At 41.7% G+C, this 26,979-nt stretch carries 20 protein-coding genes, 1 tRNA gene and 3 rRNA genes; 4 read left to right on the top strand and 20 right to left on the bottom strand.

All coding sequences use genetic code 11. The features are described 5' to 3' along the window. Positions 1 to 8: 8 nt before the first annotated feature. Genes ACWPWK_RS12265 through ACWPWK_RS12250 form a run of 4 tightly spaced genes read right to left on the bottom strand, consistent with a single transcriptional unit; the run spans position 9 to position 4,459 of the window. Positions 9 to 1,586: a 5-oxoprolinase subunit B/C family protein gene (locus tag ACWPWK_RS12265; protein ID WP_109374289.1), complete on the bottom strand. Its 1,578-nt coding sequence runs from the start codon at positions 1,584 to 1,586 to the stop codon at positions 9 to 11. A 14-nt stretch (positions 1,587 to 1,600) separates the two neighbouring features. Further along, complete coding sequence (locus ACWPWK_RS12260; RefSeq protein WP_109374288.1) at positions 1,601 to 2,407, bottom strand: putative hydro-lyase; 807 nt, start codon at positions 2,405 to 2,407, stop codon at positions 1,601 to 1,603. A 2-nt stretch (positions 2,408 to 2,409) separates the two neighbouring features. Next, complete coding sequence (locus ACWPWK_RS12255) at positions 2,410 to 3,195, bottom strand: LamB/YcsF family protein (protein WP_109374287.1); 786 nt, start codon at positions 3,193 to 3,195, stop codon at positions 2,410 to 2,412. A 13-nt stretch (positions 3,196 to 3,208) separates the two neighbouring features. Next, positions 3,209 to 4,459 carry an NRAMP family divalent metal transporter gene (locus tag ACWPWK_RS12250; RefSeq protein WP_109374286.1) on the bottom strand — a complete coding sequence of 417 codons (1,251 nt, stop codon included), beginning with the start codon at positions 4,457 to 4,459 and terminating at the stop codon, positions 3,209 to 3,211. Positions 4,460 to 4,927: 468 nt separating this feature from the next. Here ACWPWK_RS12250 and ACWPWK_RS12245 point away from each other — a divergent pair, with 468 nt between their 5' ends. Continuing rightward, positions 4,928 to 5,587, top strand: a complete 660-nt coding sequence (locus tag ACWPWK_RS12245) for a GntR family transcriptional regulator (RefSeq protein ID WP_109374285.1) — start codon at positions 4,928 to 4,930, stop codon at positions 5,585 to 5,587. Between the two features lie 144 nt (positions 5,588 to 5,731). Here ACWPWK_RS12245 and rrf read toward each other — a convergent pair. The 8 genes from rrf to pepQ all read right to left on the bottom strand — a co-directional run bounded on the left by rrf (position 5,732) and on the right by pepQ (position 15,339). After that, a 5S ribosomal RNA gene (gene rrf / locus ACWPWK_RS12240) occupies positions 5,732 to 5,847 on the bottom strand. Between the two features lie 117 nt (positions 5,848 to 5,964). Then, positions 5,965 to 8,869 (bottom strand): 23S ribosomal RNA (locus ACWPWK_RS12235). 366 nt (positions 8,870 to 9,235) lie between these two features. Then, positions 9,236 to 9,311: transfer RNA gene (locus tag ACWPWK_RS12230), tRNA-Glu, on the bottom strand. Between the two features lie 84 nt (positions 9,312 to 9,395). Further along, positions 9,396 to 10,938 (bottom strand): 16S ribosomal RNA (locus ACWPWK_RS12225). The 16S, 23S and 5S rRNA genes sit together here with 1 tRNA gene alongside, the layout of an rRNA operon. A 418-nt stretch (positions 10,939 to 11,356) precedes the next feature. Next, positions 11,357 to 11,887, bottom strand: a complete 531-nt coding sequence (gene hemG, locus ACWPWK_RS12220; protein WP_109372592.1) for a menaquinone-dependent protoporphyrinogen IX dehydrogenase — start codon at positions 11,885 to 11,887, stop codon at positions 11,357 to 11,359. A 20-nt stretch (positions 11,888 to 11,907) separates the two neighbouring features. Further along, on the bottom strand, positions 11,908 to 13,359 hold the full coding sequence (gene trkH / locus ACWPWK_RS12215; RefSeq protein WP_036914641.1) for a Trk system potassium transporter TrkH: 1,452 nt from the start codon (positions 13,357 to 13,359) through the stop codon (positions 11,908 to 11,910). A gap of 25 nt (positions 13,360 to 13,384) precedes the next feature. Beyond that, positions 13,385 to 14,005 carry an IMPACT family protein gene (locus tag ACWPWK_RS12210; protein ID WP_100158033.1) on the bottom strand — a complete coding sequence of 207 codons (621 nt, stop codon included), beginning with the start codon at positions 14,003 to 14,005 and terminating at the stop codon, positions 13,385 to 13,387. Next, positions 14,005 to 15,339 carry a Xaa-Pro dipeptidase gene (gene pepQ, locus ACWPWK_RS12205; protein ID WP_109372593.1) on the bottom strand — a complete coding sequence of 445 codons (1,335 nt, stop codon included), beginning with the start codon at positions 15,337 to 15,339 and terminating at the stop codon, positions 14,005 to 14,007. The genes ACWPWK_RS12210 and pepQ overlap by 1 nt, the downstream gene beginning before the upstream one ends. 267 nt (positions 15,340 to 15,606) lie before the next feature. On the opposite strand from pepQ, the gene fadB reads away from it, so the two are divergent. Both fadB and fadA read left to right on the top strand, forming a co-directional pair. Continuing rightward, a complete protein-coding gene (gene fadB / locus ACWPWK_RS12200; protein WP_109372594.1) occupies positions 15,607 to 17,787 on the top strand; it encodes a fatty acid oxidation complex subunit alpha FadB in 2,181 nt (726 codons plus the stop codon). A gap of 11 nt (positions 17,788 to 17,798) precedes the next feature. Then, entirely contained in the window at positions 17,799 to 18,962 is a 1,164-nt protein-coding gene (gene fadA, locus ACWPWK_RS12195) for an acetyl-CoA C-acyltransferase FadA (protein WP_109372595.1), read from the top strand. Positions 18,963 to 19,111: 149 nt separating this feature from the next. On the opposite strand, the gene fre is transcribed toward fadA, so the two are convergent. The 3 genes from fre to pepE form a co-directional block, all read right to left on the bottom strand. Continuing rightward, positions 19,112 to 19,813 carry an NAD(P)H-flavin reductase gene (gene fre / locus ACWPWK_RS12190; RefSeq protein ID WP_109372596.1) on the bottom strand — a complete coding sequence of 234 codons (702 nt, stop codon included), beginning with the start codon at positions 19,811 to 19,813 and terminating at the stop codon, positions 19,112 to 19,114. Positions 19,814 to 19,828: 15 nt separating this feature from the next. Continuing rightward, the gene (gene ubiD / locus ACWPWK_RS12185) at positions 19,829 to 21,298 is read right to left on the bottom strand and encodes a 4-hydroxy-3-polyprenylbenzoate decarboxylase (protein WP_036914642.1); all 1,470 of its coding nucleotides are present in this window, start codon (positions 21,296 to 21,298) and stop codon (positions 19,829 to 19,831) included. Between the two features lie 120 nt (positions 21,299 to 21,418). Next, positions 21,419 to 22,144 carry a dipeptidase PepE gene (gene pepE, locus ACWPWK_RS12180; protein ID WP_100158028.1) on the bottom strand — a complete coding sequence of 242 codons (726 nt, stop codon included), beginning with the start codon at positions 22,142 to 22,144 and terminating at the stop codon, positions 21,419 to 21,421. A gap of 290 nt (positions 22,145 to 22,434) precedes the next feature. On the opposite strand from pepE, the gene rfaH reads away from it, so the two are divergent. Continuing rightward, positions 22,435 to 22,935 carry a transcription/translation regulatory transformer protein RfaH gene (gene rfaH, locus ACWPWK_RS12175; RefSeq protein WP_109372597.1) on the top strand — a complete coding sequence of 167 codons (501 nt, stop codon included), beginning with the start codon at positions 22,435 to 22,437 and terminating at the stop codon, positions 22,933 to 22,935. 62 nt (positions 22,936 to 22,997) lie between these two features. Here rfaH and tatC read toward each other — a convergent pair whose 3' ends face one another. From tatC to ACWPWK_RS12150, 5 genes are all read right to left on the bottom strand, one after another. Beyond that, positions 22,998 to 23,783, bottom strand: a complete 786-nt coding sequence (gene tatC / locus ACWPWK_RS12170) for a Sec-independent protein translocase subunit TatC (RefSeq protein WP_109372598.1) — start codon at positions 23,781 to 23,783, stop codon at positions 22,998 to 23,000. 3 nt (positions 23,784 to 23,786) lie between these two features. Beyond that, positions 23,787 to 24,302 carry a Sec-independent protein translocase protein TatB gene (gene tatB / locus ACWPWK_RS12165; RefSeq protein WP_109372599.1) on the bottom strand — a complete coding sequence of 172 codons (516 nt, stop codon included), beginning with the start codon at positions 24,300 to 24,302 and terminating at the stop codon, positions 23,787 to 23,789. 3 nt (positions 24,303 to 24,305) lie between these two features. Beyond that, positions 24,306 to 24,575, bottom strand: coding sequence for a twin-arginine translocase TatA/TatE family subunit (gene tatA / locus ACWPWK_RS12160; RefSeq protein WP_109372600.1), 270 nt, complete (start codon positions 24,573 to 24,575; stop codon positions 24,306 to 24,308). A gap of 125 nt (positions 24,576 to 24,700) precedes the next feature. Further along, entirely contained in the window at positions 24,701 to 26,338 is a 1,638-nt protein-coding gene (ubiB, locus tag ACWPWK_RS12155; protein WP_109372601.1) for a ubiquinone biosynthesis regulatory protein kinase UbiB, read from the bottom strand. After that, complete coding sequence (locus ACWPWK_RS12150) at positions 26,338 to 26,979, bottom strand: ubiquinone biosynthesis accessory factor UbiJ (RefSeq protein ID WP_109372602.1); 642 nt, start codon at positions 26,977 to 26,979, stop codon at positions 26,338 to 26,340. Before ACWPWK_RS12150 ends, ubiB begins: the two co-directional genes overlap by 1 nt.

Raw genomic sequence — 26,979 nt, 5'->3', positions numbered from 1 at the left:
TTCTCCTATCAATATTCTTGAAATTCGGTAATTGGATTAAAACGAATTTTAGCGTTAACAGGGATCTGCCCTGCGAGTGGTAAGTGGTATTCAGCAACAGCACCGATAACAGGGTATCCTCCTGTTAAAGGGTGATCGTTAAGGAACAAAACAGGTTGCCCATTAATCGGAACTTGAATTGCACCAATGCAAGTGCCTTCGCTCGATAGCTCTTGTTGTTGCTCTCGTGCCAGAGGTATTTCGCCCAACAGACGTAACCCAATACGATTAGACTGTGGTGTCACTTGCCATAATTGAGACGTTAACGTCTTTATCGCATCCGTTGTAAACCAGTCTGTACGAGGGCCTAGAACAACATCCAGCGTAACGATATCGCCTTGTTTTGGCAGTGTTGATGTAGGTTGTTCCTCAGCAATAATCCCATTTAGCGTACTTTCGTGATTAAGATGAAGTACGTCACCTTCTTGTAAAGCATTAGGACCAATTTGCGCTAAAGTATCAAACGCATGGCTGCCTAAAACCGCTGGTAATTCAAAACCACCTCTAACAGCTAGATAACTACGTACACCCGCTTTTGGCATACCTAAAATAATTTCATCGCCACAGCGAACATCTATAGGCTGATAACCTGATAAATATTCGCCCTCACCCGATTCATGTTTTAATAAAATAGAACAATCTGCACCGGTTAATGCAATCACACAGTCTTGTCGTGCTTTAAGCGTTAATCCACCTTGCGTTATTTCAAGCGCCACAAATGAGATAGGATTACCCACTAGACGATTAGCTGCATGTAAAGCTGGCTTATCGAGCGCGCCAGACGCTGAAACCCCCATTGATGCCGCGCCAATACGCCCTTCATCTTGAAATAAAGTTTGTAGCCCTGCTGAAATGACATATAACCCTTTATCATTTAACGAGAGCTGGGAAGCTACTGCTGATTTTTTCTCAGGTAATGAAACTGTTATTGGGGATTTTTGGACATCAACAAAATGCACTTCATTACCTGGTAATAAAAAGGCAGGTTGTTCACGAGAAAGATCCCACATTTTTATTTCTGTGGTGCCAATTAATTGCCAACCACCTGGGCTTTGTTGTGGATAAACACCACTAAACTCACCAGCTAATCCGACAGATCCAGCAGGAATTCGTGTGCGAGGTGTTTTACGGCGAGGCACATAGAGCTGCGTTTCATCGGCAATCAAATAAGCAAAACCTGGGGCAAAACCAGTGAATGCTACTTGATAGGTTTGTTCTGTGTGCCTGCGGATCACCTCATTGGTAGCGATCCCTAATAATTCAGCGACCTCATTAAGATCTTCACCTTGATAATGGACAGGGATCGTTAATGATTGTGTTTGACGAGCTGATATCGCTTTAACTTCTAATTGTCGGATCTGACACACAAGTTCTTCAGCCGTGATTAGCCACGGCGTATAGTGAATTAAGAGTGTTTTCGCTGCGGGAACAATATCTTGAATAGCAGCAATATTCGCTTGTTTAATGGATTCATACAATGCAAGCGTCTCTTTTAAAGAGGATAGCTCGACAAGTACATGAGATAAGTTAACGGGTAAAAAGCGCAAAGTATCTTCCTCCCTTATACGTGATAAGCAGCATCAGGCACATCGGTAATAAACATATGCCCCGGAGCATGGCTGATTGCAAAAGGAACACCTGAACGCATCACTGCCGCTTGTGGAGTTACACCACAAGCCCAAAATACGGGGATCTCGCCTTCTTCAATTCTCACTGAGGAGCCAAAATCTGGCGACATAATATCTTTAATACCCAGCGCATCAGGCGAGCCAATATGTACGGGAGCGCCATGTACAGAAGGGAAACGACCACTGATCATTACTGCATCAGCAACTCGGTCAGCAGGAATAGGACGCATCGAAACCACTAACTCGCCTTCTAATCGCCCAGCAGGGCGACATAAGCGATTCGTTTTATACATCGGAACATTGCTGTTATCTGTGATATGGCGGATTTCAATGCCCGCTTCTAACATTGGCGTTTCAAATGTGAAACTACAGCCAATAAGGAAAGTGACTAGATCCGGATGCTGTGCCCAAATCTCAGTGGCATCCGTAATTTCATCAACTAATTTGCCATCTTCCCAAACACAGTAACGGGGAATATCAGTGCGTAGATCAGCGCCTTTTGCTAAAACAGTGCGATAACTTCCTGATTCACACACATCTAAAATAGGGCAACTTTTCGGATTACGTTGAGCATAAAGCAGAAAATCAAATGCCCAATCACGCGGCAAACTAATCATATTAGCTTGTGTCATTCCTTTAGCCATACCCGCTGTTGGAATATCCAAACCATTGCGAATAGCAAGTCGAGCTTCTTGTGCTTTTGTGATTGCCTCAGGTGTTGCCTTCATTAAATAAGTCATTTTTACACCTCATTGTTCAGTGAAGAAGGGGCAAAAGGCTTAATGCTAACACCATGATTAATTAAAATTTCTTTTACACTTTTGGCAAGAGCTACAGCATCTGGGCTATCACCATGAACACAAATAGAATCAGCCTGTATCGTGGTAAAAATACCTTCTATAGATTCAATTCCACCTTCTTGCACAAGGCGTAACATGCGTTGTGCAACAAGTTTGGGATCATGTAAAACGGCACCCTCTTTTTTGCGAGAAACTAATGTGCCATCAGAATGATAAGCTCTATCTGCAAAGGCTTCAGCAATCACTCGAAGCCCTTTTTCCTTTGCAAGTTCAATAAGGGGTGATCCGGCTAAAGCAACTAATATAAGTTGTGGATCGATGGAGAGGATCGCATCAATAACAGCAAGTGCTTGACGTTTATCATGAGCAATAGTGTTATAAAGCGCGCCATGAGGCTTAACATAAGTCACACACATTCCAACCGCTTTAGCTAATCCTTGTAATGCACCTATTTGATAAATCACATCTGCGGTTAATTCATCACTGGCGATATCCATATTACGGCGACCAAAACCCACTAAATCAGGATAAGCGACGTGTGCCCCTATCGCGACATTGTGTTGTTTCGCTGCTTTTAATGTTTTTAAAATTCCATCTGGTGAACCTGCATGAAAGCCACAAGCAATATTTGCACTACTGACAATTTCAAGCACTGCATCATCATTGCCCATTGTCCATTGACCGAAGCTTTCACCTAAATCACTGTTTAAATCGACTGCTTTTATCATCGTTATTATTCTCTTAAGCAATGTTGAGGTAGTTGAAAATAGCACCCACAGACATAATGCCCATATACCAAGTCAGCGCACAGACAAAAATACCTGACCACAGTAACCATGCAGGATATTTATAACCATTCATGAGATCTTGGCGGCGCCATGCAACAAAAATGAAAAGTGTCATACCAATAGGTAAAATTAGTCCATTAAAACCACCGGCAAAGACTAATAATGCAGCCGGTGCAGTTCCCATTACCATATAAATGGCGAGTGAAATAGCGATGAAAATAATGGTTGCGATATTACGTTGACGCTCAGTAACACCTTCTTTAAATACAGTAATAAATGACATTGAGGTATAAGCAGCACCAATCACACTCGTTAATGCAGCTGCCCATAAAATAAGACCAAAGATGCGTAATCCAGTTAAACCCGCTGCATGTTGAAATGCTTGAGAAGCTGGATTTGCTGCATGGCTAGAAATATCTAATGTTACACCACTGGCAACCACACCTAAAATGGCAAGGAACAGGATATAGCGCATTAATCCAACGACTAAAATTCCCTTGGTTGCAGCGCTTGATACCGCATCAATGTCCTCAATCCCCGTTGTTCCTTTATCAAGGAGACGGTGAGCACCCGCATAACAGATATAACCGCCTACGGTTCCACCAACAATTGTAGTGATCGTAGCGAAGTTAATTGCATCAGGTAAAACAGTTTGTCTTAATGCTTCACCTACTGGAGGATTAGACGCAATCATGACAAAAACCGTCAGTAAGATCATAACGATACCAAGAACAATGATCATACGATCAATAAAGTTACTGGCTTTGCGTGATGAGAAAATATAGATCGCAAGTAAAGCACTTAAGATCCCGCCCCATTTAGGATCAAGACCAACCATTGCATTAAGCCCTAAGCCAGCACCTGCAATGTTACCCACGTTAAATACTAAGCCGCCAAAAATAACTAATACAGCAAGTAAGTAGCCACTGCCAGGTATTGCTTTGTTAGCAATATCTGAAGCTCGCATATTGGTAACCGTGATCACTCGCCAGATACTTTGCTGAACAACATAGTCGATGATGATTGATGCCAAAATACCAAACGCAAATGCGGCTCCCATAGTGGCAGTAAAGGTTGCAGTTTGAGTAATAAAACCTGGCCCAATTGCTGACGTTGCCATTAAAAAAATGGCAGCTATCAGAGAAGAACGTCTATTTTTTATAAACGTATTTGATGTTGTATTTGCAGTGTCTTGTGTAGCCATGAGCTACCCCCTTTATCATCATTATTTTAATTATTATTACTAAGGCAATTAGCGTGCCATTGTTGAGCATGAATACGTAATTGTTAATCACCTGATATTAGATTGTTGAACAATTAATAATAATAGATGAATAAATAAGCAAATAGATTTAAATATGGGATGATAAAAGTGCAAACAAGATCGCATTTTTAACATTTTATTGACAATCATGACTCGTTAATTAGTCATGAATATGCACTTAAATGAGGCATAAAAAGATCAAATGCACAAAAATAGTGCGCTAATATAGAAGGAAAAATATGTTTAATCACTAAAATATCGTAAGGAAAAATTAATTTTTTTGATGGAAATAAATAGAAAGTTATATTCGATACAGTGAGAAGTACGACAGAGTGGCATAATAGAGGTTATATATTACAAAACACACTGATAGAATAGACGCTTCTATTAAGCTAATAGCAGAAGATAATGCAGAAAAAAACATCTCCACAAATTCTTTCTCAAAAAGTCGCAAATATTATTCGACAAAAAATCACTATTGGAGAATTACCTCCTGGCGAAAGATTGTCAGAAACTGCATTAAGTGAAACGCTAGAAATATCACGTAATACTTTAAGAGAGGTTTTCCGCGTTCTTACCCAAGAAGGGCTTTTGACTTATAAACCTAATCGTGGTGTTTTTGTTTCTGTACCAGATATGGCAAGCATCATGGATATTTATCGTGTAAGACGATTAATTGAATGTGATGCTCTACGACATTCTTATCCCATGCATCCCGCTATTGTTAGAATGCAAGATAATGTTAATCAAGCAAAAATTTTTCAAGAACAACAAGATTGGAGCGGTGTAGGAACTTGCAATATGCACTTTCATACCGCGATTGTTGAGCTTTCAGATAGCCCTAGATTGTTTAAACAATACCAACTTATTCTAGCTGAATTGCGTTTAGCATTTGGCTTACTCAATGATCCCCAATTACTACACGCACCTTATATTGAAAAAAATGAACAGATTTTAATGCTGTTGATGGATGGAAAAGCACAAGAAGCCGCAACAGCAATGGAAGACTATTTAGAAATTTCAGAAAGAACAGTACTCGCTGCATTTTCTCGTCATAACTTTTGTTAAAAGATCATAAAAAATGCCCTAATTTAGGGCATTTTTATATTCAGAATTTAGAATAATATTTAAAATTCACTCATTTTTGATCTTTTAAAAGCCCCAAACGCAAAAAAGCCAACCCATTGGGTTGGCTTTCTCGTCCTATTTAATGCCTGGCAGTTCCCTACTCTCACATGGGGAGACCCCACACTACCATCGGCGCTACAACGTTTCACTTCTGAGTTCGGCATGGATTCAGGTGGGTCCGCTGCGCTATGGCCGCCAAGCAAATTCGGTATCATTACCCGTTACTGTTGTTTCTTTCTCAGTAACCAGTAATCTCAATCTTAAACAAGCTTACTTCATCGATGTTCGTCTCTCAGACAAAACACCTTCGGTGTTGTCAGGTTAAGCCTCACGGTTCATTAGTACTGGTTAGCTCAACGTATCGCTACGCTTACACACCCAGCCTATCAACGTCTTAGTCTTAAACGTTCCTTTAGGTCACTCTAGGTGACAGGGAAGACTCATCTCGAGGCAAGTTTCCCGCTTAGATGCTTTCAGCGGTTATCTCTTCCGCACTTAGCTACCGGGCAATGCCATTGGCATGACAACCCGAACACCAGTGGTGCGTTCACTCCGGTCCCTCTCGTACTAGGAGCAACCCCTCTCAATCTTCCAACGCCCACGGCAGATAGGGGCCGAACTGTCTCACGACGTTCTAAACCCAGCTCGCGTACCACTTTAAATGGCGAACAGCCATACCCTTGGGACCTACTTCAGCCCCAGGATGTGATGAGCCGACATCGAGGTGCCAAACACCGCCGTCGATATGAACTCTTGGGCGGTATCAGCCTGTTATCCCCGGAGTACCTTTTATCCGTTGAGCGATGGCCCTTCCATTCAGAACCACCGGATCACTAAGACCTACTTTCGTACCTGCTCGAGCCGTCACTCTCACAGTCAAGCTGGCTTATGCCTTTGCACTAACCGCATGATGTCCGACCATGCTTAGCCAACCTTCGTGCTCCTCCGTTACTCTTTAGGAGGAGACCGCCCCAGTCAAACTACCCACCAGACACGGTCCCCGACCCAGATTATGGGCCTAGGTTAGAACATCAAACGTTAAAGGGTGGTATTTCAAGGTTGACTCCATGCAGACTGGCGTCCACACTTCTAAGTCTCCCACCTATCCTACACATCAAGGCTCAATGTTCAGTGTCAAGCTATAGTAAAGGTTCACGGGGTCTTTCCGTCTTGCCGCGGGTACACTGCATCTTCACAGCGAGTTCAATTTCACTGAGTCTCGGGTGGAGACAGCCTGGCCATCATTACGCCATTCGTGCAGGTCGGAACTTACCCGACAAGGAATTTCGCTACCTTAGGACCGTTATAGTTACGGCCGCCGTTTACTGGGGCTTCGATCAAGAGCTTCTCCCTAAGGATAACCCCATCAATTAACCTTCCAGCACCGGGCAGGCGTCACACCGTATACGTCCACTTTCGTGTTTGCACAGTGCTGTGTTTTTAATAAAAACAGTTGCAGCCAGCTGGTATCTTCGACTGGCTTCGGCTCCGTCCGCAAGGGACTTCACTTACCGCCAGCGTGCCTTCTCCCGAAGTTACGGCACCATTTTGCCTAGTTCCTTCACCCGAGTTCTCTCAAGCGCCTGAGTATTCTCTACCTGACCACCTGTGTCGGTTTGGGGTACGATTGTTGGTAACCTGAAGCTTAGAGGCTTTTCCTGGAAGCAGGGCATCAATTGCTTCACCACCTTAGTGGCTCGTCATCACACCTCAGCATTAAGTGACCGGATTTGCCTAATCACTCTGCCTACATGCTTGAACCGGGACGACCGTCGCCCGGACAACCTAGCCTTCTCCGTTCCCCCATCGCAGTTACCACCAGTACGGGAATATTAACCCGTTTCCCATCGACTACGCTTTTCAGCCTCGCCTTAGGGGTCGACTCACCCTGCCCCGATTAACGTTGGACAGGAACCCTTGGTCTTCCGGCGTGCGGGTTTTTCACCCGCATTATCGTTACTTATGTCAGCATTCGCACTTCTGATACCTCCAGCATACCTCACAGTACACCTTCGCAGGCTTACAGAACGCTCCCCTACCCAACAACACATAGTGTCGCTGCCGCAGCTTCGGTGCATGGTTTAGCCCCGTTACATCTTCCGCGCGGGCCGACTCGACCAGTGAGCTATTACGCTTTCTTTAAATGATGGCTGCTTCTAAGCCAACATCCTGGCTGTCTGAGCCTTCCCACTTCGTTTCCCACTTAACCATGACTTTGGGACCTTAGCTGGCGGTCTGGGTTGTTTCCCTCTTCACGACGGACGTTAGCACCCGCCGTGTGTCTCCCGTGATAACATTCTTCGGTATTCGCAGTTTGCATCGAGTTGGTAAGTCGGGATGACCCCCTAGTCGAAACAGTGCTCTACCCCCGAAGATGAGTTCACGAGGCGCTACCTAAATAGCTTTCGGGGAGAACCAGCTATCTCCCGGTTTGATTGGCCTTTCACCCCCATCACAAGTCATCCGCTAATTTTTCAACATTAGTCGGTTCGGTCCTCCAGTTAGTGTTACCCAACCTTCAACCTGCCCATGGATAGATCACCGGGTTTCGGGTCTATACCCTGCAACTCATTCGCCCAGTTAAGACTCGGTTTCCCTACGGCTCCCCTATTCGGTTAACCTTGCTACAGAATATAAGTCGCTGACCCATTATACAAAAGGTACGCAGTCACCTCACGAAGAGGCTCCTACTGCTTGTACGTACACGGTTTCAGGTTCTTTTTCACTCCCCTCGCCGGGGTTCTTTTCGCCTTTCCCTCACGGTACTGGTTCACTATCGGTCAATCAGGAGTATTTAGCCTTGGAGGATGGTCCCCCCATATTCAGACAGGATAACACGTGTCCCGCCCTACTCGTCGAGTTCACAATAACAGCATCTTCAGATACGGGGCTATCACCCTTTACTGCCGGACTTTCCAGACCGTTCTCCTGATGCTGCTATTGATTAAGACTCTGGGCTGTTCCCCGTTCGCTCGCCGCTACTAGGGGAATCTCGGTTGATTTCTTTTCCTCGGGGTACTGAGATGTTTCAGTTCTCCCGGTTCGCTTCATTAACCTATGTATTCAGTTAATGATAATATCCATTGGATATTGGGTTTCCCCATTCGGAAATCGTCGGGTATAACGGTTCATATCACCTTACCGACGCTTATCGCAGATTAGCACGTCCTTCATCGCCTCTGATTGCCTAGGCATCCACCGTGTACGCTTATTCGCTTAACCTCACAACCCGAAGGTGTCTTTTTGAAGACTATCTTGGTGGTGATGGCTGCGCAGATTACATTTCGTCGTTGGGCAGTGCTCGCCATGCTCACATACTTATGTATGTTGCGCTGGCTGCGCGCTGGCCGCCTCGAACTGTAAATTGCTCGCTCATCCCACTTTGATGTCAAAAACACATTCAAAGTTTGAGATTTTGAGAGACTCATCAATATACCTCGGTGATATATTGATTTGTTTTCAATTTTTCAGCTTGTTCCAGATTGTTAAAGAGCATAATAGGTAAAATAACTCATGCGAATTATCTTAACTATTCTCTGATTCTCATCAGACTATAGTGTGGTACGCCTTTCACTCATACCGCGCAATTGGCGTCCCCTAGGGGATTCGAACCCCTGTTACCGCCGTGAAAGGGCGGTGTCCTAGGCCTCTAGACGAAGGGGACTTCAGTCAGCTTCGCAGACGCGCTTTTGCTCGTTCTTCATCAGACAATCTGTGTGAGCACTACACATAACACGTATCTCTTAGGTAAGGAGGTGATCCAACCGCAGGTTCCCCTACGGTTACCTTGTTACGACTTCACCCCAGTCATGAATCACAAAGTGGTAAGCGCCCTCCCGAAGGTTAAGCTACCTACTTCTTTTGCAACCCACTCCCATGGTGTGACGGGCGGTGTGTACAAGGCCCGGGAACGTATTCACCGTAGCATTCTGATCTACGATTACTAGCGATTCCGACTTCATGGAGTCGAGTTGCAGACTCCAATCCGGACTACGACAGACTTTATGAGTTCCGCTTGCTCTCGCGAGGTCGCTTCTCTTTGTATCTGCCATTGTAGCACGTGTGTAGCCCTACTCGTAAGGGCCATGATGACTTGACGTCATCCCCACCTTCCTCCGGTTTATCACCGGCAGTCTCCTTTGAGTTCCCGCCATCACGCGCTGGCAACAAAGGATAAGGGTTGCGCTCGTTGCGGGACTTAACCCAACATTTCACAACACGAGCTGACGACAGCCATGCAGCACCTGTCTCAGCGTTCCCGAAGGCACTCCTCTATCTCTAAAGGATTCGCTGGATGTCAAGAGTAGGTAAGGTTCTTCGCGTTGCATCGAATTAAACCACATGCTCCACCGCTTGTGCGGGCCCCCGTCAATTCATTTGAGTTTTAACCTTGCGGCCGTACTCCCCAGGCGGTCGATTTAACGCGTTAGCTCCAGAAGCCACGGTTCAAGACCACAACCTCTAAATCGACATCGTTTACAGCGTGGACTACCAGGGTATCTAATCCTGTTTGCTCCCCACGCTTTCGCACCTGAGCGTCAGTCTTTGTCCAGGGGGCCGCCTTCGCCACCGGTATTCCTCCACATCTCTACGCATTTCACCGCTACACGTGGAATTCTACCCCCCTCTACAAGACTCTAGCCAACCAGTTTCAGATGCAATTCCCAAGTTAAGCTCGGGGCTTTCACATCTGACTTAATTGACCGCCTGCGTGCGCTTTACGCCCAGTAATTCCGATTAACGCTTGCACCCTCCGTATTACCGCGGCTGCTGGCACGGAGTTAGCCGGTGCTTCTTCTGCGGGTAACGTCAATTGATAAAGGTATTAACTTTATCACCTTCCTCCCCGCTGAAAGTACTTTACAACCCTAAGGCCTTCTTCATACACGCGGCATGGCTGCATCAGGCTTGCGCCCATTGTGCAATATTCCCCACTGCTGCCTCCCGTAGGAGTCTGGGCCGTGTCTCAGTCCCAGTGTGGCTGATCATCCTCTCAGACCAGCTAGAGATCGTCGCCTAGGTGAGCCATTACCTCACCTACTAGCTAATCCCATATGGGTTCATCCGATAGCGCAAGGTCCGAAGAGCCCCTGCTTTGGTCCGTAGACGTCATGCGGTATTAGCTACCGTTTCCAGTAGTTATCCCCCTCTATCGGGCAGATCCCCATACATTACTCACCCGTCCGCCGCTCGTCAGCAAGAAAGCAAGCTTTCTCCTGTTACCGCTCGACTTGCATGTGTTAGGCCTGCCGCCAGCGTTCAATCTGAGCCATGATCAAACTCTTCAATTAAAAGTGTTTGATGCTCAAAGAAATCGAAAACTTAGCTATTCATAAATGAATTTACTTTTGTTGTTCACTCTTCAAGACTTGATACATCTAATATTTTAGAAGATATCGTCTCTGCGAGTGCCCACACAGATTGTCTGATAATTTGTTAAAGAGCAGTGCAACATTCGCTGCCGTTTCCGGTCTTCTGCGCTGTTGCGAGGAGGCGTATATTACGTTATTCCTCTGAAGAGTCAAGAGTTTTTTCAAACTTTTTTCTTTTCTCTTCACCGTCCTGCGTGGCTTGTTGTTTGCTCATCGCCGGTCAGTGGATGCGCATTATAGGGAGATCTCGGATTAGCGCAAGTGTTTTTTAAAATAATTTACTGTTCGTTCAAAACTCCAACAAGACGTATAAAAACCCCACAGTAAAGATTAAATATCACTCAATTTTAGCAAAATGCGTCGCAAATTCGCTTACTTTATTCCAATCCGTATATTCAATTTCTTTTGTAGGATCCGTTTCACCTTTAGTCATCTTCATAATTAGCTGGATCATGACTCTATCAATCCATTTATAACGAGGATAAAAAAGTGCGCCAGCAAAGACACCCGTTAACGTTGGTTTCCATGGGGTCTTATCTAAAAACTTACGCATATAAGCATTCGTCTCGGGTGTATTCTTTTCTGCTTTTCTTGCCGTAAGATTAACGCCAAAGAATGCGGACGGCATACTATTCAATTGTGCAAGATGACGAGCGATAAATTTATCGAGCGCTTTATTAAAGTAACCATAACGAATCGAAGCGCCCACTAAGACTTTATTATAAGCAGATAAATTTAAACTCTGCTGAACAGAGGTTAAATCTCTCACATCACATTCATGGCCGTGTTGTCTTAATTCATTCGCAATTTGCGTCATTATTTTTTTAGTTTGACCATCAGTACTACAATACAACAATAGCGCGCTCATACATTACTCCTTGTATTAGGTTAATCACGCCAAAACGTTGGGGTAAATAAAACCAATAATGTGAAAACTTCTAGTCGCCCAAATAACATTGTCACGACCAATATCCATTTTGCAGCTGGATTCATTGTCGTGAAGTTATCGGCGACAATCCCTAATCCAGGACCAAGATTATTTAATGTAGTGGCAATAGCAGAAAATGCAGAAAATTCATCAACGCCTGTCGCTATCAACAACATTAAGCTAATAATAAAGACCAGCGCATAAGCGGAGAAAAATCCCCACACAGCTTCAATAATACGTTCGGGTAATGCTCGGTGACCAAGTTTGATGGTATAAACCGCATTTGGGTGAACAAGACGTTTTAATTCACGATTCCCTTGTAGGAATAAAAGCAAGATACGAATGACTTTCAATCCTCCCCCCGTTGATCCTGCACAGCCACCAATAAACGCCGAGCATAATAATAGAAGAGGCAAAAATGCAGGCCATTGTGCAAAGCTATCCGTGGCAAATCCCGCGGTTGTCGCCATAGAGACAACTTGGAAAAAAGCCTGGTTTATGGTTATCCATCCTGTGTCGTATACAGAATAAAGCCATAGAATACCGCTACAGATAATGACTAATCCCAATTGAATTGAGATAAACATACGAAATTCAGGATCACGCCAATAAATATTTAAACTTCTTCCCGTTAGTACGGCAAAGTGCAAACCAAAGTTACAACCAGAGATCAGAAGAAATACACCAATAATGATGTTAATGGTTGGGCTATTAAAATAACCAATACTGGCATCGTGAGTAGAAAACCCACCAATTGCAATAGTTGAAAAGCTATGAGAAATAGCATCAAACACATCCATGCCTGCAATCCATAATGCTAAGGCACAAATGATCGTTAATAAGACATAGATAAGCCAAAGTGCTTTCGCTGTTTCTGCAATTCGAGGCCGCATTTTGTTATCTTTCAATGGACCCGGCATTTCTGCGCGATATAACTGCATTCCCCCAACACCTAAAAGAGGGAGAATAGCGACAGCTAATACAATGATCCCCATTCCTCCTAACCATTGGAGCATTTGGCGATAAAACAAAATAGCTTTAGGTAATGAATCTAGCCCTACAAGCGTTGTGGCTCCTGTTGTAGTCAGTCCAGAGAAAGATTCAAAAAAGGCATCAGTAATAGAAAGATGAGGTTGTTCAGAAAAGATAAACGGCAATGCCCCTACACTACCCAGTACCGTCCAAAATAAGACAACAATAAGAAAGCCTTCTTTAGGCTTAAGCTCACTTTTTTTATGTCGATTGGGGATCCACAGCATTAACCCAATGATCAAGGCTACAATAAATGTTTGGCTAAATGCACGCCCTGCACCATCTCGATATATTAATGCGACAATACCGGGAATGATCATCGTGACAGAAAATAAGATAACAAGCAGTCCGACAATACGGGTTATTGAACGAAAATGCATTTAGCGATTTCCTTGGTAGCAAAGATTATTCATTTTTATCTAACGGGATTAATTGCATACTGCCACGACTTATATCGCGTAGTTTAACTTCAACTTCACCGCTATGCACGGCAGGCAATGAAAGTATAAAAGTGACTTTATCAGTATATTCACTTGAAAGTACTTGCCCCTGATATTGTTCAACAACTTGTTCAAGTAATGAAACCAGTGAATATTCACACGCTACACTAAAACGCAACTGTGGCACTTTCGTTTTTGTTGGCAAAAGCTTTAATGCTTGTTGAACACCACTGCCATAAGCTCTAACTAATCCACCAGTTCCTAATTTGATCCCACCGAAATACCGAACAACCACTGCGGTAACTTCTCCCATTCCACTCCCTAAAAGAGGTGCAAGAATAGGTTTTCCCGCAGTACCTGTTGGCTCACCATCATCAGAAAAACCTAATTGTTGTGAGTCATCGGGTCTTCCTGCAACAAAAGCCCAACAGTGGTGCCGGGCATCAGGAAATTGTTCTTTGATAGACTGGATATACGCTTTTGCTGCATCAATACCTTCAGTGTGAGCAATAAATGTAATAAAACGACTCTTCTTTATTTCTTCACTGAATTCTACGGTTTCAGCGGGGATCAAATACGCTTTCATCAGGCTAAGTGTAAATCTCTGGTCATATTTTCAATTTTGTTATCGTGGATAATAATATTATCTTCAATACGAATACCACCAAATGGTTTGAAATGCTCAATAAGCTTCCAATTGAAATGAGTACTGTATTTTCCTTCTTTCCAAGGCTCTAGCAGAGAGTCGATAAAGTAAAATCCAGGTTCAATTGTTAATACCATGCCTGGTTCAACAATACGTGTGCAACGTAAGAATGGATACATTGCAGGAGCCGCTAAGTGGGTTCCTTTATCATCTTGCATAAATCCAGCTGCATCATGAACTTGCAGACCTAAAGCATGCCCTAAGCCATGAGGTAAAAATGGTGTAGTTAATCCAGCACTCACCATCTCTTCTTCACTCACACCTTTAACAATACCGTATTTATTAAGTAGCCCAGCAATACGTCGATGCATTTGAACATGGTATTCAGTATAACGCACCCCCGCTTTCATCGTTGCAATCAGCGCTTGTTGCGCATCATTCATATCTTTAACTAATGAAGTAAATTCATGATTTTCTTTTGCGCTATAAGTACGAGTGATATCTGCTGCGTAGCCATTATACTCTGCACCTGCATCAATAAGGAAACTACGATATTCATCTGGTGATTCATGATCTAATTTGGTGTAGTGCAAAACAGCGGCGTGTTCATTTAATGCGACAATATTGCCGTAAGGAACATCGGTATCACGATGACCCGTAGCCATTAAATACGCCATATTAATATCAAACTCACTTAATCCAGCTTGGAAAGCTTCATGGGCGGCAATATGTCCGTTGACGGCCATTTTTTGTGCTTCACGCATACAAGCTAATTCATAACCTGTTTTATAGGCGCGGTAATAATGATAATAATTAAGAAGAGATTGATTGTTGATATTATCAATACTCACACCTAATGATTCTGCTCGCTGTATATTTGGACCAATATAAGCGGTATTTTTATTAATATAAGGTGCTAGCTCTTTCTGAATATCATCAACATTTTTAAGATGAATTAACTCAACTTCATGAGTCCAATAGCTACTTGGTAAAGCTTCAACACTGTGCCAATAGTCAACTGGGGAATAGAACCATAATTTAGGTTTATTAACACCATCCGCTAATAACCAACAATGTGGTACATCTGTTACAGGCACCCATGCTTTAAAATGAGCATTCACTTTAAAAGGGTAATCACTGTCATCAAGGAAAACACGGATAGGTTCACCAGAATGAATTAATACCGAATCAAGATGGTGTCTGGATAAAGCATCACGAGTACGATTTTGTAGAGTTTTGATATGTTCTTGGTACAGAGAGAGCAATTTTTCCATTATTAATTACCTTATCTTATTCATTGTTAATGATTCAGCTTAACACGCCAACTCTTTGAGTGGCTAACCCCATAACAAAAATAGATTATTATCGATTTATCTCCCCTCTTTTTATCAAACTGAGCAACAACATAGAATTCAATAAGTTGAATAATTTCACTGTGATCACCCTTGCAGTTTTTTAATCAAATATTTGCATTTATTTAACATAGTATTCACACTCTTATTATCTGGTCATACCAGTCTATACATTTAGGGAGAATACAAATGCTCTATCAAAGCGAAAATATTCAAGCCGATTGGGTGAAACAAGGTATTGTTGAACTCATTTTTAACGCCAAAGGTTCTATTAACAAATTAGATACCAAAACGGTTGCAATGCTAAGTGAAGCTTTAACCGTATTAGAAGCAACACCAGGCCTGAAAGGTGTTATCTTGCGTTCCGAAAAACCGGCTTTTATTGTCGGTGCTGATATTACCGAGTTTTTATCCCTTTTTGATGCCCCTGAAGAAGAATTAACTCAGTGGCTACACTTCTCTAATCAGATTTTTAGTCGACTTGAAGACCTACCTGTTCCTACCGTTTCTGCTATCAATGGCTATGCCCTTGGCGGCGGTTGCGAGTGCGTACTTGCTACTGATTTTCGTATTTCTTCTCCTGATTTACGTATCGGTTTACCAGAAACAAAGCTTGGGATCATGCCGGGCTTTGGCGGTTCAGTACGCCTTCCTCGTTTGATTGGTGTCGATAACGCATTAGAAATTATTACTGCTGGTAAAGATGTTGATGCCCAAACTGCACTTAAAAATGGATTAATCCAAGCAATTGTCCCTCTAGAAAATTTAAAAGAAAGTGCTATTTCGCTAATTGAGCAAGCAATTGAAGGCAAAATTGATTGGAAAGCTGCACGTCATCCAAAAACAACACCATTAAGACTGACAGAGCTTGAACATAAAATGTCTTTCAGTGTGGCTAAAGGTATGGTGATGAAAGTAGCAGGTCCTCACTATCCAGCACCGATCACCGCAGTAAAAACTATTGAAAAAGCGGCATTTCTAAATAGAGATGAAGCACTGGCTATCGAAACTGAAAATTTTGTCAAGCTCACACGTACCGATGTTGCAAAAGCCTTAGTCGGTATTTTCCTTAATGATCAGTATGTCAAAAATATCACGAAAAAACGTCATGCTGAATTACCTAAACAAGCGGCGGTCTTAGGCGCTGGGATAATGGGCGGTGGAATATCCTATCAATCTGCCTTAAAAGGTATTCCCGTTGTAATGAAAGATATTAACCAAAAATCCCTTGAGCTTGGTATGAATGAAGCGTTAAGCCTATTACAAAAACGCCAAGAAAAAGGTCGAATGAGTGCCGTAGATATGGCAAAAACGCTCGCCTCTATTCAACCTACATTGAATTATGCCTCTGTCAGTGATGCGGATGTTGTGGTTGAAGCCGTTGTTGAAAATCCCAAAGTAAAAGCAACTGTACTCGCAGAAACAGAAGCACTATTAACTGATCACGCGGTACTTGCGTCAAATACCTCTACGATCCCAATTTCCCTGCTCGCAAAATCCTTAAAGCGCCCTGAGAATTTCTGTGGGATGCACTTCTTTAACCCAGTTCATCGAATGCCACTAGTTGAAATCATAAAAGGTGAAAAAACCAGTGAAGAGACGATTAACCGTATTGTCAGTTACGCCAGTAAAATGGGTAAAACACCGATTATCGTTAATGATTGCCCTGGTTTCTTTGTAAACCGTGTCCTCTTCCCTTATTTTGCAGGGTTCTCTCTATTACTAAGAGATGGTGCTGATTTTCTTGCTGTAGATAAAGTGATGGAAAAAGTATTTGGCTGGCCTATGGGACCAGCGTACCTACTTGATGTTGTAGGCATTGACACGGCAAATCATGCTCAAGCCGTAATGGCTCAGGGTTTCCCTGACAGAATGGGTACGATTGAACGAGATGCTATTGCTCTTTTATATGAGCAACAGCGATATGGTCAGAAAAATAATCATGGTTTCTATAATTACACAGTTGATAAACGGGGTAAAAAGCAGAAATCTGTTGATGGTCAAATTCAAACGCTTATTCAGCAAAATGCTGGCAAAACACAAGAGTTTAGCCAAGATGTAATTATCGCTCGCATGATGATCCCGATGATCAATGAAGTTATCCGTTGTTTAGATGAAGGTATTATTGCTTCACCAGCAGAAGCTGATATTGCATTAGTTTATGGCTTAGGCTTCCCTCCTTTCCGAGGAGGTGTCTTCCGTTATCTTGATACCATCGGATTAGCGCAATTTGTTGCAGATGCACAGCAATACGCATCATTAGGATCTCTTTATCAAATTCCTGAAAGCTTAAAACAGAAAGCGCAACGCAACGAAACCTATTATCCAAAGCCCGCAAAAGTAGATGTTAACATCAGAGAACTCGCTTAAGGAGATATGAAATGGAAAAGGTTGTCATAATTGATGGTATTCGTACTCCAATGGGACGCTCAAAAGGTGGCGCATTTCGCCATGTCAGAGCGGAAAATCTCTCCGCACAATTGATGCAAGCACTACTAACACGCAATCCGAATATTAATTCTAATGATATTGGTGATGTGATTTGGGGCTGTGTACAACAAACTTTAGAACAAGGTTTTAATATTGCTCGTAATGCGGCGTTATTGGCTGAACTTCCACACAAGGTTCCGGCAGTTACAGTTAATCGGTTATGTGGTTCATCAATGCAAGCATTACATGATGGCGCACGCCAAATTATGCTGGGTGATAGTCAAGTAGCATTAATTGGCGGTGTTGAACATATGGGTCACGTACCGATGACTTATAATGCAGATTTTAATCCATCACTTAATCTTTCTGTCGCTAAAGCCTCATTTTCAATGGGATTAACAGCAGAGATGCTGGCTAAATCATTCCAAATTTCACGCGAAGAACAAGATAAATTCGCTTACCGTTCTCATCATTTAGCGGCTCTTGCAACGCAACAAGGCTATTTTGATAATGAGATAATTGCAATTAATGGTCATGATGTAACGGGTAATTTTATCAATGTAAAAAATGATGAAGTTATTCGTTATAACCCAAGCCTTGATGAATTAGCCCAGCTTAAACCTGTATTTGATCCTGCCACGGGCTCTGTTACAGCAGGCAATTCATCCGCAGTTTCTGATGGTGCATCCGCCATGTTTATCACCAGTGAACGTTATGCTAAAGAGCATAATTTAAAGCCTCGTGCCATTATTCGTTCTATGGCAGTGACAGGATGTGATCCTGCAATTATGGGTTATGGCCCTGTTCCTGCAACAGAAATCGCGTTGAAAAAAGCAGGATTAACATTAGATGATATTGATATTTTTGAGCTAAATGAAGCATTTGCCGCACAGTCATTAGCATGTATGAAGAAAATGAATCTGCTCGATAGCATAGATGACAAGATTAATTTAAATGGCGGAGCAATTGCCTTAGGGCATCCTTTAGGATGTTCAGGCTCTCGAATAACCACTTCATTATTAAATATTATGGAGCGTAAAGATGCACAATTTGGCTTAGCCACAATGTGTATTGGATTAGGGCAAGGTATTGCAACGATTATAGAACGTGTTTAATACGATATTCTGTATATCCACGTTCTGATCGTTAGGAACGTATTCTTTTCGATTGCATGGTTAGAAACCATTTTCCCGCCGTCAGGGGCGGGTTTTTTTATGGTTTTAAAAACAGAAATAATAACAAATAACGGGGTGCTATTGTTTTATCAGATAAATTCAAAGGCATCGCTAAATAAGCGGGTTTTATCTGCATTACGCTCATTACAAAAGCGATCTCTGGCTATTTTCGCCATTTCAAAACGCCCTGCGATGTAAATATCATATTCTGATAAATCACCAAAATCTTCGCTTATTGCCGTTAATACTGTACCTTTGCGGCCACGCCAAGTCTCATCAGGCTGCTCAACAACCGGAATAACGGATAACGATGAATGCAATTCTGATAATTCTTGTAATTCATTGAGATCATAGAGATGAACGCTTTCTCTTCCCCCCCAATAAATTGTAATAGGTCGTTGAGGATTTTCAGCTAACGCGGCTAATAAAATTGAATGGGTATAAGAGAATCCTGTACCGCCAGCAATCAATAGTAATGGACGTTGACTCTCTTTTTGAAACCACGCATTCCCATGAGGAATATCAATGGTAAGTTGCTGTTTTTCTAATATCACATCAAGCACTGCCATCGCATAAAGATTGAGTTCAGACGCACCAATATGAAGTTCAATAAAGTCTTTATTTTCAGGTATAGATGCAATAGAAAAAGGACGTTTATCACGCTCATCCATAACAGCTAAAAGATATTGTCCAGCCTGAAAATCAAATTCGCCATCAGGTAATAGTCTTACCCGATAAACCGTATCTGTCATTGGCTCAACAAGTGAGACTTTACAATTCAATATTGCCATGTTGTTCCTCTGTTCTTATTTAAGAATATCGAGCTGTTCCCAAATAGTATCGACTCGTTGCTTAACTTCATCAGACATCACAATAGGTCTACCCCATTCTCTATCTGTCTCACCCGGCCATTTGTTCGTCGCATCAAGACCCATTTTTGATCCCAATCCTGAAACAGGTGAAGCGAAGTCGAGATAATCAATAGGCGTATTTTCCATCATAATGGTATCTCTTGCAGGATCCATTCTGGTCGTAATTGCCCAAATCACATCTTTCCAATCTCTTGCATTGACATCATCATCGCAAACAATCACAAATTTGGTGTACATAAATTGCCGTAAGTAAGACCAAACTCCCATCATTACGCGTTTAGCATGACCCGCATACTGTTTCTTCATTGTCACAACGGCTAAACGGTAAGAACATCCTTCAGGAGGTAGATAAAAATCGACAATTTCAGGAAACTGTTTTTGTAATATCGGAACAAGCACTTCATTCAACGCAACACCTAATACTGCGGGTTCATCAGGTGGACGACCTGTATATGTTGAATGATAAATTGCATCTTTACGGCGCGTTAAATGCGTAATGGTAAACACAGGGAAAGAGTCAATCTCATTATAATATCCTGTGTGATCACCATATGGCCCTTCTGGGGCTAATTCGCCCGGTTCAATGTAACCTTCAAGGATAATTTCAGCACTTGCAGGTACTTCAAGATCATTTGAAAGACATTTTACAACTTCTGATTTATTGCCCCGTAATAAACCCGCGAATGCATATTCAGATAAGGTATCTGGTACAGGTGTTACTGCACCTAAAATAGTCGCAGGATCTGCCCCTAATGCTACGGAAACAGGGAATCGCTCACCGGGATGTTTTTGACACCACTCTTGAAAATCTAACGCACCACCACGATGCGATAACCAGCGCATAATCACTTTATTTTTACCCAGCACCTGCTGGCGATAAATACCGAGATTTTGGCGCTCTTTCAATGGGCCACGAGTCACCGTTAATCCCCAAGTAATCAAAGGTGCCGCATCTTCAGGCCAACAATGCATAACAGGAATTTTTGTGAGATCGACATCATCACCTGTTAAAACCACTTCCTGACAAGGCGCTTTACTCAAGCGTTTTGTTGGCATATTTAAAACTTGTTTAAACTTAGGTAACTTATCAAAGAGATCACGAAAACCTTTCGGAGGATCAGGCTCTTTTAGAAAAGCCAATAGCTTTCCAACTTCGTGTAAGGCTTTAACATCATCTTGCCCCATTCCCATTGCCACACGCTCTGGTGTACCAAATAAGTTACAAAGCACGGGCATATCATACCCTTTAGGATTTTCAAACAACAGTGCTGGCCCACCGGCACGTAAAGTTCTGTCCGCTATTTCGGTCATTTCAAGGTAGGGATCTATTTCATAGGTGATACGTTTTAATTCACCTTTTTCTTCTAATAATGAAAGGAAATCTCTTAAATCGCGGTATTTCATCATAATCTTACGAGCCAGTGAGTGAAAGAAAAGAGGGCTAATGCCCTCTTTGAGACGCTATAAGCTAAACGCATAACTCACTAAAATGCAATGCTTTTTATTTAATAGCGTCCACTATACTTATAAACAGCGGAATGGAACCCACTCTGAAAGTAATTTAGTATCAAACTGTTCAGGGAATGTTTTTCCATGTTGGAAGATTTTAAAGCCTTCATTTTTAGCGCTGTAATAACGTAATTCTTCACCCTGAATATATAAGTAACTCCCTTCACGGATAGCCACAACAATTTCTTCAGGGTTAATTGCACAAAACTCTGCAATACGCTCATCACGAGTTTCACCCATATGACCACTGATAGAAGCATCAATGTAATGTGGGTTAATTTGAACAGGGAATAGACCTAATGAAGGCATAATAACAGAGGAACGTACAGGCATATCATTAGTGGTACGAATTGTTGGTGTCGCGACATTACAACCTGCGCTCCAGCCAATATATGGAATATTACGCTCACGTACGGCGCGTTGGATTGGAACAACCAATCCTTTCTCATGCAGCATTTGGTTTAATAACCAAGTATTGCCACCACTGACTAAAATACATTCTGCATTGTTGATTGCATCAACTTCTGAATCAAAATGTTCAATACAAGTAACTTCAATACCTAACACTTCTGATAAATCACGAGCACGTTGATCATGATCGGAACGAATAACGGCATAAGCAATTAATACAGCAGAACGAATACCGCGTTTTTTAATCATGCTATCGATATTATCTTTTGCATAACTTAACCAACGTGGATCCCCGGCAATTTTTCCGTTACTTAATAAAAAAACTTCCATTACAGAACCTCTTTATAATTATGAACAAAATTCTAAGATAATTATCTTGAGAGCTTTTTCTTATTTTTACCATCACTTTTTTATTAACTTGTTACCTCTATCCGAGATCCAAGTGAAAGTAACAAAAACAAGCCTTTTTATTGCGAATAAACACAGCTTTTCTGTTCTTTTTTCAGTATAAAACCACGTTAATCTATTTTTTATTTAATCCCCCGATAGATGACTGTTACCTTAATGATAAATTTGCTATTATCACTTAAATTAAATTTAACTAACCTCTTGTCTCTATTATGAAAAACTGGCATTTGCTGTATTGCAAACGAGGACAAATTCCTCGCGCTATCGAACACTTAGAACGTCAGCAAGTGGGCTGTTTTACACCTATGGTAACCATAGAAAAAGTACTAAGAGGAAAGCGTACTACCGTAACAGAACCGCTTTTCCCTAATTATCTTTTTATAGAGTTCGATCCTGAAGTGATCCATACCACGACCATTAACTCAACACGTGGAGTAAACTCGTTTGTTCGCTTTGGGCAATATCCTGTCACTGTTCCTCAAGATGTGATTGATACACTGCAAATCCCTCAGCTTTCTTCTCTCACTTATAGTGAAGAAAATGTACCTCACAGTGGCGATAGCGTATTGATAACAGAGGGAATTTTTCAAGGGATCAAAGCCATATATCAAGAGCCTGATGGTGAAACCCGTTCAATTTTGCTTTTAAATATATTAAATAGCGAAGTGAAAAAATCAGTGGGAAATAAAGAGTTTAAAAAAGAGTTACTCTAGAAAAAGTTAACCCAGCAATTGCTGGGCTAATATCATATGATTTTAGAAAATCGTTTCTAAAATTATTTTTGCTGTTCTGCTTCAGCTTCTGCCTCTGCTTCCTCAGCTTCTTCTTCATCTGTTCTTCTTCCCTTACCTACATAAAAGCGCGATACCATGACACCGATTTCAAACAGTAAGTACATAGGTATTGCGAGTAAGGTTTGAGAGAAAACATCTGGTGGTGTCAAGATCATACCAACGACAAAGGCACCCACAAGAATATAAGGACGTTTTTTCTTTAATGCTTCAGGTGTTGTTACACCACTCCAGCACAGTAAAATAATCGCAATAGGCACTTCAAAAGCTGCACCAAATGCCATAAATAACGTCATTACGAAACTTAAATATTTACTGATATCTGGAATAAAGTTAACCCCTTCAGGGGTTGTATTAACAAAGAAGCCAAACGCGAGAGGGAACACAACAAAATAAGCAAACGCCATGCCGAGATAAAATAATACTGTACTTGAAACAAGTAGCGGCAGCATCAAGCGGCGTTCGTGTTTATACAATGCTGGTGCGATAAAAGCCCATACCTGATAAAGAATAACCGGCACAGAAGCAAAAACGGATACCATGATTGTCAATTTAATCGGGGTCAAAAAGGTAGAGGCAACATCCGTCGCACTCATATTTGACCCTTTTGGCAACTTATCGAGTAATGGAGCCGAGACTAATTGATAGATATCATTAGAAAAATAAACCAGCGCTAAAAAAACCACTAGAACTGAGACTAAGCTATACATCAAACGCTTACGAAGTTCTATTAAATGGCTGATCAGCGGTTGGGTATCATTTACTGCCATGTTTTAATGCTCACCATTGACCTGATCAGTTGTTTTTTTCTCTATTGTTACTGGTTGAGTAACAGGAACTTCTGTCTTTGTAACACTTTCTGCCACAGGTTTATGGCGATTAGCATCATCATTAACTTCATCAGCTTCAGCAAGTGCAGCTAAATCAGAAGGTGAAGGTTCCGTAGAGTCGGTTTTTACAGACTGCTCTTTCGTGGAGTCTGGCGTTGTAGGTGCATGATAAGTTTGTTTTAAAGACTGTGCAGCCTCTTTTAACTCATCCATAGACGCTTTCAGCTCTGGCGATAACGTTTGCAAATTCGCTTTCTCTTCAACTTTTTTCAAGCTCTCTTGGAGTTCTTGAAGTTTTAGTTCTTGAGTCAGTTCATTTTGCACATTCGCAGCCAAAGAGCGTAGCGCCCTTACCCAGCCAGCAATTGTTTTTACTGCTACGGGCAAACGTTCTGGCCCCAGAAAAACAAGACCAATCACCATGACCAATAGCAGCTGACTAAAACCAATGTCAAACACGGTTTACACCTGCTCTTTGTTTTTGCTCTCAGTTGTAGACTTCTCTTCTGTTGAAGTCTTCTGCGCTAAATTCTTAGTATCAAAATCTGCGTCGTTATTTGTTTTTTCAGCGTTGTTGGTGTCTTTATCTGCAGTTTCGTCGCCAATCGCTTTTTTAAAACCTTTTACTGATGCACCTAAATCTGAGCCTAATGTGCGCAGTTTATTTGTACCAAATAATAAGACAACGATGACAGCGATGATGAGTAATTGCCAAATGCTAATACCGCCCATTTTATGTTCCTCAACTATTTTCGGGGTTATACTTAATAACAGTGCCCATTATATACAACGAATTCAATTTTCGGGAATCTCGAATTCATCTTTTAACTTGCTCAAAGACAAACTTTGATGTGTTTTTATTGTGCATTACCAGATCTAAACCAACCCAAAATCCATGCAAGCAAACCTAAACTGATAAAAACACTGAATAATGTTTGAAAACCAGAAACAAAAAACAGGCTACCGCATAAAAACAGTGTTGTACCTATACCCAATAAAAATAGAGACTGTCTCTGTTTGACTCTTTGCGAACTTATTTGTTCCGTCAATTTGTCTAGCGTTAACTTCATATTTTTATGTTGCTTCAGACTATCATAAACCAGTTCAGGTATCTCTGGCATTTTTTCAATCCAATAAGGTGCCTTACTCTTGATACCGTTCATTAATGCCGTGATACCAATTTGACTGTGCAACCAATCTTCTAAAAAAGGTTTTGCCGTTTTCCATAAATCCAATTGTGGATATAACTGGCGTCCAAGCCCTTCAACATAAAGCAATGTTTTTTGAAGTAAAACTAACTGCGGTTGTACTTCCATATTGAAACGACGTGCTGTATTGAAAAGATTAAGTAACACATGTCCAAATGAGATCTCAGAAAGTGGTTTTTCAAAAATCGGTTCACACACAGTGCGGATCGCAAATTCAAAATCTTCCACATTGGTATCTGCCGGCACCCAGCCTGAATCAACATGTAATTCTGCAACTTTTCGATAATCACGGTTAAAGAAAGCTAAGAAGTTTTCAGCTAAATAGCGTTTATCTTCTTTATTTAATGAGCCAACGATACCGCAATCAATACCGATATAATATGGGTTCTCTGGGTGATCATAGCTAATGAACACATTACCAGGATGCATATCAGCATGGAAAAAACTGTCTCTAAACACCTGAGTGAAAAAGACTTTTACACCACGCTCTGCAAGAAGCTTCATATTTGTCTTTTGTGCATTCAACGCTTCAATATCAGAAACGGGAATACCATAAATACGCTCCATTACCATCACGTTTTCATGGCAATAATCTGAATACACTTCAGGAATATATAACATAGAGCTATTTTCAAAATTACGACGTAACTGAATAGCATTTGCAGCTTCACGCAGTAAATTTAGCTCATCAAGTAATGTTTTCTCGTATTCGCGGATCACCTCTTTTGGCCGTAAACGACGACCATCAGGTAAAAACGGTAATAGATTTGCCAAGCGATACATCAAACGGATATCCGCTTTGATCACTGGTTGAATATCGGGACGAATAACCTTTAGTACCACTTCTTTGCCGTTTTCTTTTAATTTTGCAGTGTGAACCTGCGCAATAGAAGCGGAAGCGAGTGGAGTTTCATCAAAATCATCAAACCATTGGTCGATAGGGCCACCAAATGAGTTTTCAATATATTGTCGTGCTTTCTTACCATCAAAAGGAGCAACTTTGTCTTGCAATAAAGCAAGCTGGTCAGCGATTTGAGGAGGGAAAAGATCACGTCGAGTTGATAACATTTGGCCTAATTTAATCCAAACAGGGCCTAATGTTTGCAATGCGAGTCGTAAGCGTTCACCTAATGGTTTTTCTGGATGTTTATTTTTGATCCAAAATAGTGCTCGGCATCCTAATCTTACAGGTAAAGTAATTCGGTGTTTAGGAATTAACTCATCAAGCCCATAAGATAAAAATACCTGAATAATATGATAGAGGCGCTTTAACTCACTAAGGAGCATTATTTTTTCTCCAATGTGCCTAACCGTTTTTCCAGTTCGGCGGTTTGCTGTGCAAGTTCTTCTATTTCATCATAAAAATGGACTGTTTCTAATGCACTAGGTGCGGTTTTCCACTCTTCAATTAACGCGTCACGTAAATAATCTTTTTGGTGACTTAAGAGTGAAGAAAATAACTGAACGCCCTTTCCTGCAACGACAGTCAGACCTTGAGCAGCAATATCACCAATATAAGGTGCTAAATATTGCGCGGGATCCCACTGCGCCATATCTAATAATGCAGACCAATTTTGAACAACCTGCATATCACCATCAATAGTAATATCACCACGGTTGATCAGTTCTGACATTTTCTGGCGATCACGAAGCTTAATCAGTGTTAATAGTTTTGTTTTTATCAAACAATCGGTTTCATCATCCCACTGACTTAATACATCAACTTGTTGTTCACTAAAGACTAAGTAGATGGAACGAGGAAATTCATTGATAGAAAGCGCCAACACTTTGCCCGCAAGGCGATTGCGGGCAGGTTTAAGCACATTTTCCTGATATAAAACGTGATTAAGCGCTGTCTCCATGGATGCGGTTAGCAGCGGATACAGTACTTGAGAAGCAATATCATGAGAAAAAGTGACTTTTTCCAT

Source organism: Proteus sp. Marseille-Q3619 (assembly GCF_965283115.1).
The sequence above is the reverse complement of the archived record's forward strand: the minus strand, read 5'-3'. Positions and strand labels throughout refer to the sequence as shown.